The organism is Streptomyces sp. SBT349, assembly GCF_001083795.1.
GTDB lineage: Bacteria > Actinomycetota > Actinomycetes > Streptomycetales > Streptomycetaceae > Streptomyces.
Genome location: NZ_LAVK01000059.1, coordinates 1 through 16986 on the forward strand (window position 1 = coordinate 1; position 16986 = coordinate 16986).

The window sequence follows — 16986 nt, forward strand, 5'->3', positions numbered from 1 at the left end:
GATCGAAGGCATCCGATCCGAAGGAGTTCCTATGAAGACGCTGATCGTCTACGCCCACCCGGAGCCCACGTCGCTCAACGGCTCGCTGAAGGACCTCGCGGTGTCCACCTTGGAGGCCGCCGGGGCCCCGACGGTCCGGCCGACGCGCTGCCGCTGATCGCGGTCACCATGGGCGACGCGGCGGGCATCGGTCCCGAGGTCGTCATCCGTGCCGTGCCGCACCCCGACACCCTGCGCCGCTGCCGCCCGCTGGTCATCGGCGACGCCGCCCGGCTGCGCGACGCCGCCCGCGTCACCGGCACCGCGGGGACCACCGAGGTCGTCGCGGTCGAGGGCCCGGAGGACGCGGTGTTCGCCCCGGGCCGCCTCAACGTCGTCGACCTCGGCCTCGTCCCCGGCGACCTGCCGTGGGGCGCGCTCTCGGCCGCCGCCGGAAACGCCGCCTACCAGTACGTCCGCGTCGCGGCCGAGCTCGCCCTGGCGGGGGAGGTCCAGGGCATCTGCACCGCGCCCCTCAACAAGGAGGCCCTGCACGCCGGCGGTCACCCCTACCCCGGGCACACCGAGATGCTGGCCCGGCTCACCGGCGTCGAGGAGGTGTCGATGATGCTCTCCACGCCCACCGTGAAGGTCATCCACGTCACCACCCACCTCGGCCTCCTCGACGCCGTCGCCCGCATCGAACCGGGGCTCGTGGAACGCACCGTGCGCCGCGGTCACGAGGCGATGGTCAGGGCGGGCACGCCGCGCCCGGTCATCGGCGTCTGCGGCATCAACCCGCACGCGGGCGAGGGTGGCCTGTTCGGCCGCGGCGAGGAGGAGGAGAAGATCGTGCCCGCCCTGGAGGTCCTCCGCGCGGACGGCATCGACGCGCGGGGCCCGCTGCCCGCCGACACCGCGTTCTTCCTCGCCGCGCGCGGCGACTACGACCTCATCGTGGCGATGTACCACGACCAGGGCCACGGGCCGGTCAAGGTCCTCGGCCTGGAGGCCGGGGTCAACCTGACGGTCGGCCTCCCCGTCATCCGCACCTCCGTGGACCACGGCACCGCGTTCGACATCGCGGGAACGGGGGCCGCGGACCCCGGCAGCATGCTGGAGGCGCTGCGGCAGGCCGCCGAGATGGCGTCGAGGCCCGGCCGGTGAGCCCGGAAGGACCGATGCCACCGGCGGGATCGAGGGCCCGCCGCGACCGGATCGAGCAGCTGGCCACCACCACCGGCCTGGCCAGCGTCGAGGACCTGTCGCGGACCTTCGGCGTCTCGCCCTCCACCATCAGGCGCGACCTCGCCCAGCTCACCGCCGAGGGGCGGCTCGCCCGCACCTACGGCGGCGCCATGGCCCTGGTCGCCCACCCGGAGGCGTCGCTGCGGCAGCGCACGGGCGAGGCGTTCGAGGCGAAACGGGCCATCGCCCGCTGGGCCGCCGCCCAGGTGCGCACCGGCGAGACGCTGCTCCTCGATGCGGGCTCCACGGTCGGAGCCCTCGCCCACGAGCTGCGCGAGGCGCGGCTGCTGACCGTCGCCACCACCGGCCTCTCGGCGCTCGGCGAGCTGTCCGGCGCCGAGGGCGTGCGGGTCGAGTGCCTCGGCGGCACGCTCCGGCCGGTCAGCCAGGGCTTCGTCGGCCCGTTCACCGAAGCCGCCCTGGAGCGGATGACGTTCGACCGGGCGTTCCTCGGCGCCGACGGCGTCTGCGCCGAACACGGCCTCTGCGAGGCCGAACTGGGCCAGACCCGGCTCAAGGAGTTGATGGCCGGGCGCGCCGAGCACGTCTATGTCCTCGCCCACGCGGCGAAGGTCGGCCGCCGCCCCTTCCACGCCTGGGCCCGCCTCCCCGGCGGCTGGACCCTGGTCACCGACGACGCCGCGGACGAGGCCGAACTCGCGGCCCTGCGCGCCGAGGGCGTCGAGGTCGTCACCGTCCCGGCCCCCGCCTGAGCTCCGGGTGAGGAACGTGGGGTTACTCGCGAACCCGAGCGTTCACCCGGGGATGCGCGGCCTCGCTGTCCGCGTCCAGGCCCGCGAGCAGGCGCAGCCCGTCCTCGGCGGGGCTGCCGGGGGCCGCTGACAGCACCAGGAGCTCCATGCCCGATTCATCCGGTAGTGCGAAGTTCTCCTGGTGCAGGTCCAGCAGTCCGACCAGCGGGTGCCGGTACGCCTTGCGTCCATGCGTGCGGGCGCGCACGTCGGCGCGGGCCCAGAGGCGGCGGAAGCGCTCGCTGCCCATCGCCAACTCGCCGATGAGCGAGGCCAGGCGGGGGTCCTCGGGGTAGGTGCCGGCGGCCAGGCGCAGGTGCCCGACCACGTCGAGGGTGCATGTCTCCCAGTCCGCGTAAAGGCCGCGCTCGGCCTCCTCCAGGAAGATGTGCCGGGCGGTGTTCAGACCCGGGATCGGCCGGCCGAAGAGGAGCCCGGCGAGCCGGTTCCCGGCGAGCACGTCCAAGCGGTGGTCCATGATCAGCGCGGGTGCGTCGGCGACCAGGTCGAGGACGCGCAGCAGCTCCGGCCGGACCCGCCCGCCCGGCACCTTCGTGCGGCGGCGCTGCCGGGCGAGCCGGTCGAGGTGCCCGCGTTCGGTCTCGTCGAGGCCGAGGACGCGGGCGAGCGCGTCGAGGACCTGCTCGGAGGGCTGGGTCGCGCGGCCCTGCTCCAGGCGTACGTAGTAGTCGACGCTGACTCCGGACAGGTGTGCGACCTCTTCGCGGCGCAGCCCCTCGACCCGGCGGCGGCTGTCGGTCGGGATGCCGACGGCTGCCGGGTCGACTCGGGAACGCCGGGTCCGCAGGAAGCCCGCAAGGTCGTCCATGCCCCCAGTATGGCCTCGGCGTCGCCCGGGAAGGTGGCCCTGCCATTACCAGGAAGTCCCGTCCGATGGAAGAGGCACCCCTGAACGCCGGGCGCCGCGACGCCCAGGATCGAAGGCATCCGATCCGAAGGAGTTCCTATGAAGACGCTGATCGTCTACGCCCACCCGGAGCCCACGTCGCTCAACGGCTCGCTGAAGGACCTCGCGGTGTCCACCTTGGAGGCCGCCGGGGACGAGGTGCGGGTGAGCGATCTGTACGCGATGAACTGGAAGGCGGTCGTGGACGCCGCGGACTACGGCCCCCACGCCTCGCGTCCGCTGAAGGTCGCCCGCGACTCGGGCCGGGCCTTCGACGCCGGGACGCTCACCCCGGACGTCCTCGCCGAGCAGGGGAAGCTGCTGTGGGCCGACACGATCATCTTCCAGTTCCCGCTGTGGTGGTACACCATGCCCGCGATCCTCAAGGGCTGGGTGGACCGGGTGTTCACCTATCGCTTCGCGTACGGCGTCGGCGAGCACAGCGACACCCGGTACGGCGAGCGCTTCGGCGAAGGAACCCTCGCCGGCAGGAAGGCCCTGCTGTCGGTGACCGCCGGCGGCCCGGAGTCGCATTACGCCGCTCGCGGGATCAACGGCCCCATCGACGATCTGCTGTTCCCGATCCACCACGGCATCCTCTACTACCCGGGCATCGAGGTGCTGCCGCTGTTCGTGCTGTACGGCACCGACCGGATGACCGGCGAGGACTACCCGGACGTCGCCAAGGCATGGGAGCAGCGCCTGCTCACCCTGGAGTCGACCGAGCCGATCGCGTTCCGGCGGCAGAACTTCGGTGACTACGAGGTCCCCTCGCTGCACCTGAAGGAGGGACGGGAGCCCGCGGGGCGCACGGGCTTCGGGCTGCACGTGCGCGGCTGACGGCCGGCGGGTTCCCGGCAGAGGTCAGGACCCCAGCCCCATGACCTCGGGAGCGAGCCGGGCGGGACGCGTGCCCGGCGGTGTGGCGAGGAGCAATCCGCGCGTGCTTGTGTGGAAGTGCGCAAAGCAATCCGTACGCGACGATGGGATGAACGCGATGCCACTTGAGGGCGAGTACGGGCCGCATCCGGTGCGGTGGGTGCGCGAACAGGTCGAGTTGTACGAGAGTTCGGGCGGCACGCGGGGGACGACGCTCTGGGACACGGGCCTGCCCGTCGTCATCGTCACGATGCGCGGCGCCAAGAGCGGCAAGATCCGCAAGATCCCGCTGATGCGCGTGGAGCAGGAGGGGCGGTACGCGGCCGTGGCCTCGAACGGCGGCTTCCCGCGTCACCCGGTCTGGTACGTCAACCTCACGTCCGACCCGCATGTGGAGCTCCAGGACGGAGCGTTACGCCGGGACATGACCGCCCGTGAGGTCACCGGGGACGAGAAGGCCGAGTGGTGGGAGCGCGCGGTCGCCGCGTATCCGCCGTACGCCGAATACCAGGAGAGGACCGACCGCGTGATCCCCGTCTTCGTGCTGGAGCCCGTGTCCCTGGCCCGGCACCCGGTGCCCGGCGCCCCCGACTCTCCTTGACGCTGGTTTTGGGCCTTATATACGGTACTCAAGTTAGCTACATGAGTAGCGGATCTATTCTGGGCTCACGCCCCGCACCGGCGTGAGAACGCGGGAGTGAGCACCACATGCGCCTGGCCGTACCCGACCTCGTGTCCAACTCCTACTTCCCCGCCATCGCGGCGGTCGACCTCGGCCTCATGAGGGACGAAGGGCTGGACGTCACCCTCGAACTCCACTTCCCCGTCACGGACGCCGCCGAGGCCCTCCGTGACGGGAGCATCGACTTCCTGGCCGGAGCCGCGCACGCCCCGCTGTACGCCTCCCGCGGCTGGGGCGGGACCAAGCTGCTGATGGCACTGGCCCGCAACACCTACTGGTTTCTGGTGACCCGCGCGGACGCCCCCTGGCGCCGCGGCGAACCGGCCGAACTGCGGGACCTGCGCATCGGCGCCGCACCGGGCCCTGACCTGGCCCTGCGCGAGTTGCTGCGGACGGAAGGCGTCGATCCCGAGGCCGCGGGCATCGAGATCGCCCCGGTGCCCGGGACCGCCGGCAGCGGTGTCTCGTTCGGCGTCACCGCCGCCGAGGCCCTCGCCCAGGGACGGATCGACGCCTTCTGGGCCAACGGGATGGGGACCGAGGTCGCCGTGCGCCGGGGAGTCGGCAAGGTCATCCTCGACGCGCGCCGCGACGGCGGGGCCCTCGCCTCCTTCACCTTCCCCGCCCTCATGGCCACCCGGCGGCTCATCGGCGACGACCCGGCGGTCGTCCGCGCCGCGGTCCGGGCCGTCGTCCGGGCCCAGGAGGCGTTGCGGGCGGACGTGAGCGTGGCCACCGAGGTCGGCAAGCGGCACTTTCCCGCCATGGAGGCCGACCTGATCGCCGAACTCATCGGCCGCGACCTGCCGTACTACCAGCCGGCGATCACCGAGGCGGCTGTCGCCGGGCTCAACGCGTTCACCGCCGGAGCCGGACTCCTCGCGGGGGAAGCCTCGTTCGACGACGTGGTGGCCACCGGCTTCGTCCCGGGCGAGGACGGCTGACACCCAGGCCGCGGAACGCCCCGGACCCGATCGAGAGGTCCCCGGGCGTTCCCGCGGGCCCGCGGGGCTCAGGCGATGGCGTGCGCGTCCCGGACGCTGTCCAGCAGCGAGGTCCGCCGCAGGAAGACGCGCATCCGCTCCTCGTCCGAGGCGATCTCCTTCAACTCGTCCTGCCGCCTGCTCCGTGCCCCGGCGTCCGTCTCCTCCAGCCGCCGCTTGTTCTCCACGGTCTGCTGCTGCACGAAGCGGATGTTCAGCTCCCGGCGGCGGCGCTCGTAGCGGTCGAACAGCGAGGCGTCGGCACCGGCACGCACGGCCTCCAGCGTCTCCACGAACTCCATCACGTCATGGATGCCGCAGTTCAGACCGAGGCCACCGATGGGATTGTTGACGTGGGCCGCGTCCCCCGCCAGGAACACCCGCCCCACGCGGAACCGGGCCGCCACCCGCTGATGCACCCGGTAGATCTTCCGGTGCACCAGCCGCCCCGACTCGGCGCCCGGCCAGATGCCCGCGAGACGTGTGGCCGTGGACGCCTCGTCAGTGGCCTCCTCGTCGGACTCGTCGACCCGGGTGGGGAACACGGCCCGCCAGCGGCCCGTCATGTCGTCACCGGCGACCTTGAAGAGATTGGTCCACTCCTCGGGGTCCGCGAGGTAGCTGCGGTAGCTGCAACCCGTCGCGGCCTCGAAGTCGAAGAGCGTGGTGAGCACCAGGAACCGCTCCGGCCAGGTGTACCCCTCGAACTCGACGCCCAGGTCCTTGCGCACCGCGCTGCGCCCGCCGTCGCAACCGAGCAGCCAGCCCCCGGCGATCCGCTCCGGCCCGTCCGGGCCCGTCACCTGGGCCGTCACGCCGCCCTCGTGCTGCTCCACATGCTCGAACGAGCAGCCGAGGCGTATGTCGACCCCGGGCATCCCCGCCAGCCGCCGCAGGCCCATCCGGGCGAGCTTGTGCTGCTCGGTCTGCACCACGAAGGGGAACCGGGTCTCCTCGCGCAGCACGTCGTGGTCGAGCCGGGCCACCAGCCGGTGCCCGGGCTTGTCCCAGAAGTCGAAGTAACGGGCCACCAGGCCCACTTCCAGGAACTCGCCCATCAGGCCCAGGCTGTCCACCATCTCCAGGGTCGAGGGATGGAAGGTGGAGGCACGCGGAGTGTCGTCCACCTCGTGCGCGCTCTCGACCAGCGTCACGGGGAACCCGCGGCGCGCGGCGGCCAGCGCCGCCACCACGCCCACGGGGCCGGCGCCGACCACCACGAGACGGTCGCTGTCTTGCGTCATCGTTCGTTACCGCTTCCCATCATCCCCGGCGCCGGTGGCCGCCTGGCCCGGCAGCGTGGCGAAGTGCTCCACTGTCTCGGCCAGCGACACGACGTCGGCGTACTTCTGATCCATGTCGAACAGGTTCACGCGGTGCGAGAGGCGCCCCCGGTCGAAGGTGCACTCCTCCACCACACTCATCCGGTAGTTGTGCGAGAAGCCGTCCAGGACGGTCGCCCGGACGCAGCCGCTGGTGGTGGTGCCGCAGACCACCAGCGAGTCCGCCCGCAGGTCCACCAGCAGACTGGTGAGCTGCGAGGCGAAGAAGGCACTCGGCTTCGGCTTCCGGATGACGACCTCCGTCGGCCGGGGCGCGATCTGCGGGAGGATCTCGTTGGGCCCCACCGGGCGTGGGAGACCGTCCTCGGCGCGGCGGCTGTTCTTGTCCGCCCACCGGCCGGGACCGATGCCGCCGGGCCCCGGGTCCTCCCCGGTGCTGTAGACGACCGGGATGCCGTGCTCGCGTGCCGCCGCGAGCAGTTCGGCGATCCGGGGCAGCGCCTCCCAGGCCGCCTCGCCGCAGCTGTTGCGCCACCGCCTGATGGAGTCCAGGATCGGCTCCGGCCGGTCACCGCAGAAGTTGTGGTTGACGTCGACCACCAGGAGAACGGGACGCTCGCCGAAGCCGGCCCGCCGGCCGTAGCCGGAGGCCGCGAAGACGGCCGCGTCGTGGTCGTCGAGAATCGAGCTGAAGTCGGCCATCAGTCCTGGTCCCCTCCGCCGATGAAGCCGGCCTGCCAGGGAGCCACCAGGTGCTCGAGCCATCCGACCAGGCGGGTGAGGCCGACGCCGAGCACCATCAGGACGACGATGGGCACGAAGAGGTCAGCCGTGTCGAAACGCTGTCCGGCGAGGATGATCAAGCCGCCGAGACCGCCGATCGCGGTGAAGAACTCGGCGATCACGATGCCGATCACGGCGCGCCCGATGCCCAGCCGCAGACCGGTCATGATGTGGGGGACCGTCGCCGGGAAGATGATCTTGCGGAGGATCGACCACTCGCCGGCGACGAAGGAGTTGCCGACCTCGATCATGCTCCTGGGCACCGCCCGCACTCCGGCCTGGGTGCTGATGATGATGGGGAAGATGGTCATCACCACCACCACGGCGACCTTGACGGCGAACCCCAGCCCGAACCACAGCAGGAACAGCGGGATGAAGGCCACCATGGGCATCGAGTAGCCGGCCGTGATGTACATGCCGATGGACGCTTCGACCAGGCGGTACCGGCCCACCAGCAGGCCGATGGGGATCCCGACCGCCGCGGCGAGGAAGTAGCCGAGGAACAACGGCTTGAGACTCTCCCACAGCGCGTCGGGGAGGCTGCCGTCGGCGACCTGTTCCTCGAAGGACTGGGCGATGGCGAGGGGGTGGGTCGCGAAGATCGGGTCCATCCGGCGCCCGACCAACTCCCACACCACCAGCAGGATCACCAGCGAGGCGACGGTGGTCAGCCGGTACCTGTTGCGCCGCAGGAAACCGTCCGTGTCGGCGAGCCGGTCGGTGACGGCCCCTTCCGCCGGGCCGGCCGACCCGGCGGCGGCGCGTTCCTTCTCCCGAGTGGTCACGGCTGTTCGTCCCTTTCCATCAGCGACCGCCATATCTGGTAACGCAGTTCGGCGAACGTCTCGGAGCCGCGCACGGCCGAGACGTCCTCACGCGGTCCCTCGATGGGGATGTCGAAGACCTGCTTGACGCGCCCCGGGTGCGGTGCCATCAGGACGACCCGGTGCGCCAGCAGCACCGCCTCGTCGAGGTCGTGGGTGACGAAGACGATGGTCTTCCCGGTCTCCCGGTGGATGCGCAGCACCTCGGCCTGGAGGCCCTCGCGCGTCTGCGCGTCCAGGGCGCCGAACGGCTCGTCCATCAACAGGACCTGCGGTTCGATGCTCAGGGCCCGGGCCAGCCCGACCCGTTGCTTCATGCCGCCCGACAGCTGGTTCGGGCGCCGGTCCATCGCACCGGCCAGCCCGACGAGTTCCAGCTTCTCCCGGGCGACGCGCCGGCGCTCCTCACGGGGCACGCCCTTGACCTCGAGGCCGAACTCGACGTTCTGAAGGGCGGTGCGCCAGGGGAAGAGCTCCGAGTGCTGGAAGACCAGTCCTCGGTCGTAGCCGCACCCGGTGACGACGTTTCCGCCGACGGTGACCTGGCCGCTGGTGGCCTTCTCCAGGCCCATGATGATCCGCAGCAGCGTCGTCTTGCCGCAACCGCTCAGTCCGGTGAGCGCGATGATCTCGCCGTCGGCGATGGAGAGGCTGACACGGTCAAGGGCCTGGACGCTCTGCCGCTTGCGGCTCACCGTGATCTCGAACCGCTTGGATACCTGGTCGATGACCACGCGGTCGGCGGCGCCGGGGCGGTGGTGGGGGGTCCTTTCGGTGAGCGTGGAGTCGCTCATGGTCATTCCTCCAGCATCCTGAGAGCCGCCTCTTGGTAGGAGGTGTCGACCAGGCCCTCCAGGTCGATGTCGGCGGTGAGTTGGTCGGCTTCCTCCAGCACGTCCTCCTGGTACTGGAGCATCTCCATGTCGATACCGGCGTCGCGGTCCACGAGCTGCCGTTCGACGATCAGGTCGTTCATGTAGGTGACCAAGGGGTCGTCCGGGGTCGTGTCCATGCCCTCGGCCGCCACCCGCATCGCCTCGTCCTGGTGGTCGTAGGCGTAGCGGAGCCCTTCGATCAGGCCGGCGAGATAGCGGGTCGCGGCCTCCGGCTTCCGATCCAGGCTCTTGTCGTTGGCGATGATCATGTAGCGCGGGTACTGCGGGATCACGTCCGGGGACAGCGCCAGGACGTTGACGCCGTCCGCCTCGGCCTGGGGGACGTAGTCGGCCGGAGAGGACGCGGCGTCCGCGGTACCGGCCACGACCGCGCGGTAACGGTCGGCGTTGCCCCCGGCGTTGAGTGGTTCGACGGAGGACCAGTCGACGCCGCTCTCCTGAAGCATCGACGCGGCCACCAGGGCCGGGGCGCCGGTGGGGGAGGAGATGGCCATGCTCCGGCCCTCCAGGTCCGCCACCGAGTCGTACTGCTCTCTCGCGTAGATGGCGTACGGCATGCCCTGCATCGACGATCCGATGATGTGGGCCCGCAAGCCGCTGCCCTGCGCGGCGATGAGCAGGCCGCCGGGGGACTGCTCGATGGCGTCGACCTCGCCGGCGGCCAGCGCCGGATAGATCTGCGAAGCGCTCTGGAGCGTCACGAACTCCACGTTCACCCCGTGCTTCGCGTAGAAGTCCTTCTCCTGCGCCATGTGCAGGAAACCGCAGTCACTGGCGCAGGGCATCACACCCACCCTCCAGGTGAGCGGATCGGAGTTGGCGCTGTCGCCACCCGCGCAGCCGCCCACCGTGACAGCCATCGCCATGGCGAATGCGGCAGCGAGACAGCGGCGTGCCCTGGGCATCATGGGCCTCTCCCTGGCTGAAATTAACTAACCCAGATACCTGAGTTTAGTTTGATTTCGCTCAACATACTCACGTGCCGCATGGCCGACAACCAGCGAGAGTCACGGTTTCATAAAGGACGCTTCGCCCGGTTTTCATGTCGAGAGCATGACAATCGAGTGGTGGCGGGCCCGCCTTCCCCGTGTGTGGGGGGCGATTTCAGGACGTGCGGATGGCCCTCGCGACGGCGGACGTGGGGTCGAGACCCACGTAGAAGGAGAAGATCGACAGTGCGGCCAGTCGCTGCTGGTCGTTGAACTGCTGCTGGAAGTAGGCGACGTGGTGGTGGATCGCGTCGTCGATCTGGCGCAGTCGCTCGATGCCCGCCTCGGTTGCGGTCACCTGGGTCACTCGCTTGTCGCTGGCCAGCTGGTCCCTCCGGACCAGACCGCGCTCATCGAGCTGGCGGACCAGCCGGGACGCGAAGGCGCCCGCCACATCGAGCCTCCGGGCCAGGGCGTTCACCGCGATGCCGGCGTCCCCGGCGCCGTAGGTCTGCAGCAGGGCCTGGTGGAGCAGCGGTTCGAGGCCGTGCTGCCGTGCCTGCTCGTCGGCGATCCGCAGGATCCGGCGGATGACGTAGCGCGCCTCGGCGATGTTGCCGACGTAGGACTGGAAGTCCGATGTCCGCTCGTCGTCGAGGATGTCGGCCCACTGCACGTAGGCGTCCATGCTGCCGCTGGCCGGAACATCGCCTTTGCCCGTGTTCACTGTCGTCTGCCCGCTTTCTGTGTCCGGTCCCCGATGATCTCGTCCCACCGTGCGTCGATCGCCGCCGCCACCCGCGGCGGTACGTCGACGCGGTACCGAGCCGCCGCCTTCGCGTCCAGCGGGAGTGTGGCGTCGATGCCCAGCTTGCTGACCGTGTGGCCCACGGCCATCGGGTCCACCGGGTTGGACTTCATGCCCGGCTCGACCACGAGGTCCTGGTGGGCCCGCATGCGCGTGGCGATCGCCCACTCGACGTCGACGGGATCGGCGGCGTCGATGTCCGCGTCGACCACCACCACGTGCTTGAGCAGGTCCTGCTCCGCGAAGGCGCGCGAGATCACCTGCCCGACCTCCTCGTCGGACCTCTTGTCGAGGGCGATGACGGCGTGGAAGCGGCAGGCGCCGCCCTCGGTGAGGCGGACGGCGCGCACGCCGGGCGCCACGCTCCTGAGCGCCTCGTACAGGCCGGCCTCGCGCGCGATCGCGCCCGTCACCAGGTGTTCGGGATGGCGGCCGGCCACGATCATCTGGAAGAGCGGGTCACGCCGGGACGAGACGCCGGAAAGCCTGATCACCGGGTTCTGCCGCTCGGGCGCGTAGGTTCCCGGGAACTCGCCGAAGGGCCCCTCCGGCTGTTCCTCCGCGGGGTCGATCAGCCCCTCCAGGACGATCTCGGCGAACGCCGGCACCTCCAGGTCCACGGTGCGCGCCGGAGTCATCAGCAGCGGTTCGCCGAACAGCCCGCCCGCCACCCAGGTCTCGTCGAGCGGGGTCAGGAACTGCGAGGCCACGAGCACGGCCGGGTGCAGTCCCAGCGCGACGGCGACCTCCATCCGGCGCCCCAGCCCGCGGTGGCGCTCCAGGATCGCCCGCGAGTGGGTGGGCGCCATGTAGACACCGACCAGGCCGGGGCCCTTGATCTGCAACCGGCAGATGGCCGCGTTCCTGCGGCCGGTCTCCGGGTCGCGGCAGATGAGGACGCCCGCCGAGATGTACCGGCCGGCGTCGTGCTCGCTCAGCCGGGGAACCGGGAAGTGGTCGGTCAGGTCGGCCAGGGGATCGAGGGAGACCTCCAGGCACGGGCCGTCGGGCACCAGGTCAGGCTCGACGGGCTCCCGCAGGCCCCGCGCGACACGATCCTGGAGACCGTCGCGGCCGACGCCGAGCGCGGTCGCGAGCTTCCCGCGGTCGTTGAGCAGGTTCCCCACCACCGGCACCGCGTACCCGGTGACGTCCTCGAAGAGAACGGCCGGTCCGTCCTTCAGCCGCCACAACACGGCCGCCAGTTCGTACTCCCAGCTCAGCGGCGCGTCCAGCCGGATCAGCTCCCCGGCGGCCTCGAGTCTGCGCAATGCCGTCCGCAGATCCTGCGACATGCCTGGCGGCCCCTTCGGATGAGCGGGCACTGCCCGAGAGAACACACTCCAAGTACCGTACTTTACTCATGCACCCCCGGGGCCGGGGCGGTGGCTGGTCAACGGCCGTCCGAGGATGTATACAAGTTGTCTATGACCGGTCTACCAGTTGCTGACGAGGGCGGCTCCGCCCAGGACGTCACCTACCGATGGCTGAAGCAGCACATCGCCCGGATGCCCAGGCACGGCGGCACGTTCCTGACCGAGGCGGAGGTCGCCCGGACCGCGGGCACCTCGCGGACCCCGGTGCGCGAGGCGCTGCTCCGCCTGGAGACCGAGGGATTCCTGGAGATCGTGCCGAAGAAGGGGGCGTTCATCCCGCCGATCCCCGACTCCGAGGTCCGCGCGGTGCTCCAGGCCCGCGGCCTGATCGAGGAGTGGTGCGTGCGGGAGGTGGCGGCCGGCGGCACGGGGTTCGCCGCCGAGCTCGACCGCCTGCTGGAGCGGCAGGCGGAGCGCGTCGGGGACCCGGTCGCCTTCATCGCCTGCGACCGCACCTTCCACCGCGCCATCGTGCTCCAGGCGGGCAATCCGGTGCTCGCCGGGTTCTACGAGTCGCTGAGGGACCGCCAGGTCCGCATGGGACTGCGAGCCGTGGCGGACGACGAGGCCCGAGCCCGCGCCGTACTGGAGGAACATGCCGCGATCGTCGAGGCGCTGCGCTCCGGGGAGTCCGAGCGGGCCGTCGCCGCCACGACCGATCACCTCTCCGCCACCCTCGCCGCCCTCGACCTCCCGGACGTCGCATCCGGACCGGGCGTCATCCACTCGATCAGGGGACTGTCATGAGAATCGCGCTGGTGCAGGTCGCCAGCCCGCCGCAGGAGTCACCCGCCGATCGCAGGGCGCGGGTCGGCGGAATGGTCGCGCGGGCCCGGGGAGCCGACCTCGTGGTCCTGCCCGAGCTGTGGGCGGCCGGCTACTTCGCGTTCGACGCGTACGCCGAACGTGCCGAGGCGCTGGAAGACGGACCCACCGTCACCGCGGGCCGGGCCTGGGCCCGGGAGCTGGGTGCGTATCTGCACCTCGGCAGCCTGGTGGAGCGCGACGCGCACGGCCGCCTCTTCAACACGGCCGTGCTGATCGGACCCGATGGCACGATCCGGCACACCTACCGCAAGATCCACGTGTTCGGCTACGCCTCGCGCGAGGCGGAGCTCCTCACACCCGGGACCGAGCTCCCGGTCCTCGACGCCGACGAGGGAATGGCCGGACTGGCGGCCACCACCTGCTACGACCTGCGTTTCCCCGAGCTGTGGCGCTCTCTGGTCGACCGGGGGGCCACCACGGTGGTCGTACCCGCGGCCTGGCCGGCGGCCCGCCGGGAGCACTGGCGGCTGTTCACCTCCTGCCGCGCGGTGGAGGAACAGGTGCTGCTCATCGCGTGCAACGCCGTCGGTACCCAGCAGGGCGGCGTCGAGCTCGGTGGGCACAGCCGGGTCGTCGACCCCTGGGGCGCGGTGCTGGCCGAGGCCGGCACCGAGGAGGGGATCACCTTCTGCGACGCCGACCCCGACGTCGTTCCCCGGGTACGCGCGGAGTTTCCCGTGCTCGATGACCGCCGCCTCGGCATGCCGCCGGCGCCCCATGTCCTGACGGACCCACCAGTGAGGGAGCAACGATGACCCAGCGGACGACGGCAGGGACACCGACGAGCGGCGGCGCCGTCACGTTGCGTGTCACCGGCACGGACGAGGAGATCGAGGTGCGCCCGGCGAAGCTGGTCGTGGCCGGCTACACCGGGCGCGACGAGGCGGCCGTCGCCGAGCACATCAGGGAACTAGAGGCGATCGGCATACCGGCGCCGCCGTCCGTTCCCACGTTCTACGACCTCGACCCCGCCCTGCTGACGACCGGGCCGACAGCGGCGGTCTCCGGGGCCGCGACCTCGGGGGAGGTGGAGCCGGTCGTCATCCGCCACGACGGCCGCTACTTCCTCGGCGTCGGCTCCGACCACACCGACCGGGAACTGGAGCGCACCAGCATCCACGGCTCGAAGGCCGCGTGCGCCAAACCGGTCGGACCGCGGGTCGCCGAGATCGGGACCGACCTGCCCGGGCTCCCCTGGGACGAGATCACCGCCGAGTCCCACGTGGACGGCGCGCCGTACCAGCGCGGCGTCATCGCCGCCCTGCGGCATCCCGCGGACACCGCCGAACGGATGACGGCGGCGCTCGGGGAGATCACCGGCGACCTCGTGCTCTTCTGCGGAACGCTCCCCCTGCTCGACGGGACGTTCGTGCACGGCACGCGCTGGCGGCTCCGGCTCGGCCTGCCCGACGGGACGGAGCTGACCCACGCCTACCAGGCACAGCCCGCCGACCTGCCCACTCGATGAGGATCAGCACCATGAGCAAGCCGGAGTACGAGTTCACGCCCGTCACCGACGTCGACTGGACCGTCTGCCCGGGAGACGACCCCGCGATCACCGAACGGATACTCGCCCGCGACGACGCCTCCGGCGTGGCCACCCGCATCCTGCGCTACGCCCCGGGCGCCGACTCCACACCGATGGGCGTCCAGCGCCACGACTTCTGGGAGGAGGTCTACATCATCGAAGGCTCCTTCACCGACCTCACCCTCGGCGAGACCTTCACCGCGGGCATGTATGCCTGCCGGCCGCCCGGGATGCCGCACGGGCCGTGGCGCAGCGAGGAGGGCGTGGTCACCTTCGAGGTGCGTTACCGGGCCTGACGGCCCTCGTCCACCGACGTCGGGGCCGGCGCCCGGTCACGACGCGTAGCGGCGGCTGCCCAGCCACGCGGAGACCACCACCGGGACGCCGAGGAGGGCGAAGATCAGGAAGAGCAGCCGGAAATCGGCCACCGTCAGCACCAGCCCGCCCGCGAAGGTGCCGGCCGCGTTGCCGAGGAAGAGCACGGTCGCGAACAGGGACACCATGGCGGCGCGTGCTCCCGGCACCACCTCGGTGGCCCAGGTCTGGAGGCTCGAGTGGAGGAAGGCCCAGCCGCAGCCGAGCACGGCGCAGCCGACGAGCATGGCGGGCACCCCCGGACGGGCCGGGAAGGCGAGCAGCGACAGCGCGGCGACCGGCCCGCCGACCGCGATGAGCCGCTCGCGCGACACGTCCGCGGCCGAAAGCCGCTTCACCACCGGAGCGGTGACCAGCGCTCCGATCCCGTAGCAGGCGACGACGCCGCCCGCCGCCGTCGCGCTCAGCCCGTCGGCGGCCTGAAGCGCCGCGGGCACGAAGTTGAGCACGGCCAGCATGACGAAGCCCTCGCCCAGGGCCAGCGCGAGCACCAGCACCGCCCAGCGGCTGCGCACCACGGCGAGCACCGCGCTCCGGGAGCTCAGCGGTGTGAGCCCGGTCGGCTCCGGCAGGCGGGAGAGGAACACGGCCAGCAGCAGCGCGCCGCCGCCGACCACGGCGAAGGGCAGCCGCCAGGAGGTGAGATCGGCCAGCAGCCCGGCCCCGACCGTCGCCACCGCGGCGCCGACCGCCGTTCCGCGCATCAGGTCGGTCAGCGGCCCCTGCCGCTCCCGGACCGCCACCGTGTCGCCGATGTAGACCATCGCGCCGGGTATCACGGCGGCGAACGCGGCCCCGGACGCGGCCCGGGCGGCGACCAGTGTCCCCAGCGAGCCGCTCGCCGCGGCGCCCAGGGATGAGAACGCGGCGGCGAACAGCGCCAGGCGCATGGTGGGGACCCGCCCGTACCGGTCGGACAGCAGCGCCCACAGCATCTGCATCGCTCCGTAGCTCAGCAGGTGCACGGTGGCGACGATGGTCACCGAGGCCAGCGAGAGGCCGAGGTCCTCGGCGATCATCACCAGGAGCGGGGTGATCATCACCCGGTCCAACGAACTGGTGAACGAGGCGGTCTGGAGGAGGCGCAGCCCCGGGTACGTGGTCATCCTCGGGGCGCCTCAGGGCGCCGCCACTCCCGCCTCCGGAGTCTCGGCACCCCCCGTCCGCTGCGTGATCCGCTGGGCACAGGCCCGGACGGAGGCGCCGACATGCGTGACGTTGGTCTCGTCCAGCTCGGAGGAGAACGCGAGCACGCAGACCGCCTTGGACACCTGCCCCCTGGCGTCGAAGACCGGCGCGGCCACCGCGCCCTGGGCCTGGTTGAACTGCCTGATGCTCCTGCTGAACCCCTCCTTCCTGACCGACTCGAAGACCTCCGCGAGCCTCTGCGGATCGACGACCGTCCGGTCGGTGAACTTCACCACGCCGTGCCGGTGCGCGAGATGGCCGAATTCCGCCCGGGGCATCCAGGCGCCGAACGCCTGCATGAGGGCGGGCGCCGAGAAGGGGAAGTTGTCGCCCACCCCCACGGTCACCCGCACGCCGTTCTGCCGCTCCGCCTTGGCGACCACCACGTAGTCGCCGGCGCCGGTGCGCTCGGCGAGGAAGGCGATGAACCCCAACTCGCCGCTCAGCGCCTCGAGCTCCTGCTGGCTGATCGCCGACATCACCTGGTTGGCCTTGCCGCTCATGGTCAGCAGCGCGGGACCCAGCGTCCACCCGCTGCGGTTGCCCAGATTGAGCACCCAGCCCGCACGCTGGAGCGTCGCGAGGATGTTGTAGCAGGTGCTGCGATTCAGCCCGAGTTCCGTCACAAGGTGCCCTGGCGAGACCGCGGCAGGCGCTTCGGTGGCCAGTCTGTCGAGAATCCGCACCGTGGCCACAACCGCGGGGACCTCAGTCGCCATGTTCGCTCCGTAGTCTGTT

The 16986-nt window shown here is 71.4% G+C and carries 19 protein-coding genes and 1 pseudogene; 10 read left to right on the top strand and 10 right to left on the bottom strand.

Annotation, left to right across the window (positions count from 1 at the left end; genetic code table 11):
* Positions 1–31 precede the first annotated feature (31 nt).
* The 3 genes and pseudogenes from ADY01_RS38050 to ADY01_RS10180 all read left to right on the top strand — a co-directional run.
* A pseudogene (locus ADY01_RS38050) lies at positions 32–124 on the top strand (flavodoxin family protein); the annotation flags it as partial.
* A 44-nt stretch (positions 125–168) separates the two neighbouring features.
* Positions 169–1146 (top strand): 4-hydroxythreonine-4-phosphate dehydrogenase PdxA, encoded by a 978-nt coding sequence (pdxA, locus tag ADY01_RS10175; RefSeq protein ID WP_049569379.1) that lies wholly within the window; start codon positions 169–171, stop codon positions 1144–1146.
* A 14-nt stretch (positions 1147–1160) separates the two neighbouring features.
* Complete coding sequence (locus tag ADY01_RS10180; protein ID WP_049569381.1) at positions 1161–1940, top strand: DeoR/GlpR family DNA-binding transcription regulator; 780 nt, start codon at positions 1161–1163, stop codon at positions 1938–1940.
* Between the two features lie 22 nt (positions 1941–1962).
* Here ADY01_RS10180 and ADY01_RS10185 read toward each other — a convergent pair whose 3' ends face one another.
* Entirely contained in the window at positions 1963–2808 is an 846-nt protein-coding gene (locus ADY01_RS10185; RefSeq protein WP_049569382.1) for a helix-turn-helix transcriptional regulator, read from the bottom strand.
* A 138-nt stretch (positions 2809–2946) separates the two neighbouring features.
* Here ADY01_RS10185 and ADY01_RS10190 point away from each other — a divergent pair, with 138 nt between their 5' ends.
* The 3 genes from ADY01_RS10190 to ADY01_RS10200 all read left to right on the top strand — a co-directional run bounded on the left by ADY01_RS10190 (position 2947) and on the right by ADY01_RS10200 (position 5391).
* Positions 2947–3726, top strand: coding sequence for an NAD(P)H-dependent oxidoreductase (locus tag ADY01_RS10190; protein WP_049569386.1), 780 nt, complete (start codon positions 2947–2949; stop codon positions 3724–3726).
* Between the two features lie 157 nt (positions 3727–3883).
* Positions 3884–4366 (top strand): nitroreductase family deazaflavin-dependent oxidoreductase, encoded by a 483-nt coding sequence (locus tag ADY01_RS10195; RefSeq protein ID WP_049569474.1) that lies wholly within the window; start codon positions 3884–3886, stop codon positions 4364–4366.
* 107 nt (positions 4367–4473) lie between these two features.
* Entirely contained in the window at positions 4474–5391 is a 918-nt protein-coding gene (locus tag ADY01_RS10200) for an ABC transporter substrate-binding protein (protein WP_049569389.1), read from the top strand.
* A 68-nt stretch (positions 5392–5459) separates the two neighbouring features.
* Here ADY01_RS10200 and ADY01_RS10205 read toward each other — a convergent pair whose 3' ends face one another.
* The 7 genes from ADY01_RS10205 to ADY01_RS10235 form a co-directional block, all read right to left on the bottom strand.
* Positions 5460–6674, bottom strand: a complete 1215-nt coding sequence (locus ADY01_RS10205; RefSeq protein WP_049569392.1) for an FAD-dependent oxidoreductase — start codon at positions 6672–6674, stop codon at positions 5460–5462.
* Positions 6675–6680: 6 nt separating this feature from the next.
* Complete coding sequence (locus ADY01_RS10210; RefSeq protein ID WP_049569395.1) at positions 6681–7415, bottom strand: isochorismatase family protein; 735 nt, start codon at positions 7413–7415, stop codon at positions 6681–6683.
* Complete coding sequence (locus tag ADY01_RS10215) at positions 7415–8281, bottom strand: ABC transporter permease (protein WP_053170675.1); 867 nt, start codon at positions 8279–8281, stop codon at positions 7415–7417. The genes ADY01_RS10210 and ADY01_RS10215 overlap by 1 nt, the downstream gene beginning before the upstream one ends.
* The gene (locus ADY01_RS10220; protein WP_049569398.1) at positions 8278–9114 is read right to left on the bottom strand and encodes an ABC transporter ATP-binding protein; all 837 of its coding nucleotides are present in this window, start codon (positions 9112–9114) and stop codon (positions 8278–8280) included. The genes ADY01_RS10215 and ADY01_RS10220 overlap by 4 nt, the downstream gene beginning before the upstream one ends.
* A 2-nt stretch (positions 9115–9116) precedes the next feature.
* Complete coding sequence (locus ADY01_RS10225) at positions 9117–10076, bottom strand: ABC transporter substrate-binding protein (RefSeq protein ID WP_159001088.1); 960 nt, start codon at positions 10074–10076, stop codon at positions 9117–9119.
* A 244-nt stretch (positions 10077–10320) separates the two neighbouring features.
* Complete coding sequence (locus tag ADY01_RS41260; protein ID WP_049569403.1) at positions 10321–10872, bottom strand: MarR family winged helix-turn-helix transcriptional regulator; 552 nt, start codon at positions 10870–10872, stop codon at positions 10321–10323.
* Entirely contained in the window at positions 10869–12224 is a 1356-nt protein-coding gene (locus ADY01_RS10235) for a UbiD family decarboxylase (RefSeq protein ID WP_049569405.1), read from the bottom strand. Before ADY01_RS10235 ends, ADY01_RS41260 begins: the two co-directional genes overlap by 4 nt.
* Before the next feature lie 156 nt (positions 12225–12380).
* Here ADY01_RS10235 and ADY01_RS10240 point away from each other — a divergent pair, with 156 nt between their 5' ends.
* From ADY01_RS10240 to ADY01_RS10255, 4 genes are read left to right on the top strand one after another with little or no spacing between them, the layout of a single operon-like run.
* Positions 12381–13076, top strand: coding sequence for a GntR family transcriptional regulator (locus ADY01_RS10240; RefSeq protein WP_049569409.1), 696 nt, complete (start codon positions 12381–12383; stop codon positions 13074–13076).
* Entirely contained in the window at positions 13073–13912 is an 840-nt protein-coding gene (locus ADY01_RS10245; RefSeq protein ID WP_049569411.1) for a carbon-nitrogen family hydrolase, read from the top strand. The genes ADY01_RS10240 and ADY01_RS10245 overlap by 4 nt, the downstream gene beginning before the upstream one ends.
* Positions 13909–14625, top strand: a complete 717-nt coding sequence (locus ADY01_RS10250; protein ID WP_053170678.1) for a DUF2848 family protein — start codon at positions 13909–13911, stop codon at positions 14623–14625. The genes ADY01_RS10245 and ADY01_RS10250 overlap by 4 nt, the downstream gene beginning before the upstream one ends.
* Positions 14626–14636: 11 nt before the next feature.
* On the top strand, positions 14637–14981 hold the full coding sequence (locus ADY01_RS10255) for a cupin domain-containing protein (protein ID WP_049569413.1): 345 nt from the start codon (positions 14637–14639) through the stop codon (positions 14979–14981).
* A gap of 36 nt (positions 14982–15017) precedes the next feature.
* Here ADY01_RS10255 and ADY01_RS10260 read toward each other — a convergent pair whose 3' ends face one another.
* Positions 15018–16166: an MFS transporter gene (locus tag ADY01_RS10260; RefSeq protein ID WP_049569418.1), complete on the bottom strand. Its 1149-nt coding sequence runs from the start codon at positions 16164–16166 to the stop codon at positions 15018–15020.
* Positions 16167–16178: 12 nt separating this feature from the next.
* Complete coding sequence (locus tag ADY01_RS10265) at positions 16179–16967, bottom strand: IclR family transcriptional regulator (protein WP_159001090.1); 789 nt, start codon at positions 16965–16967, stop codon at positions 16179–16181.
* Positions 16968–16986 lie beyond the last annotated feature (19 nt).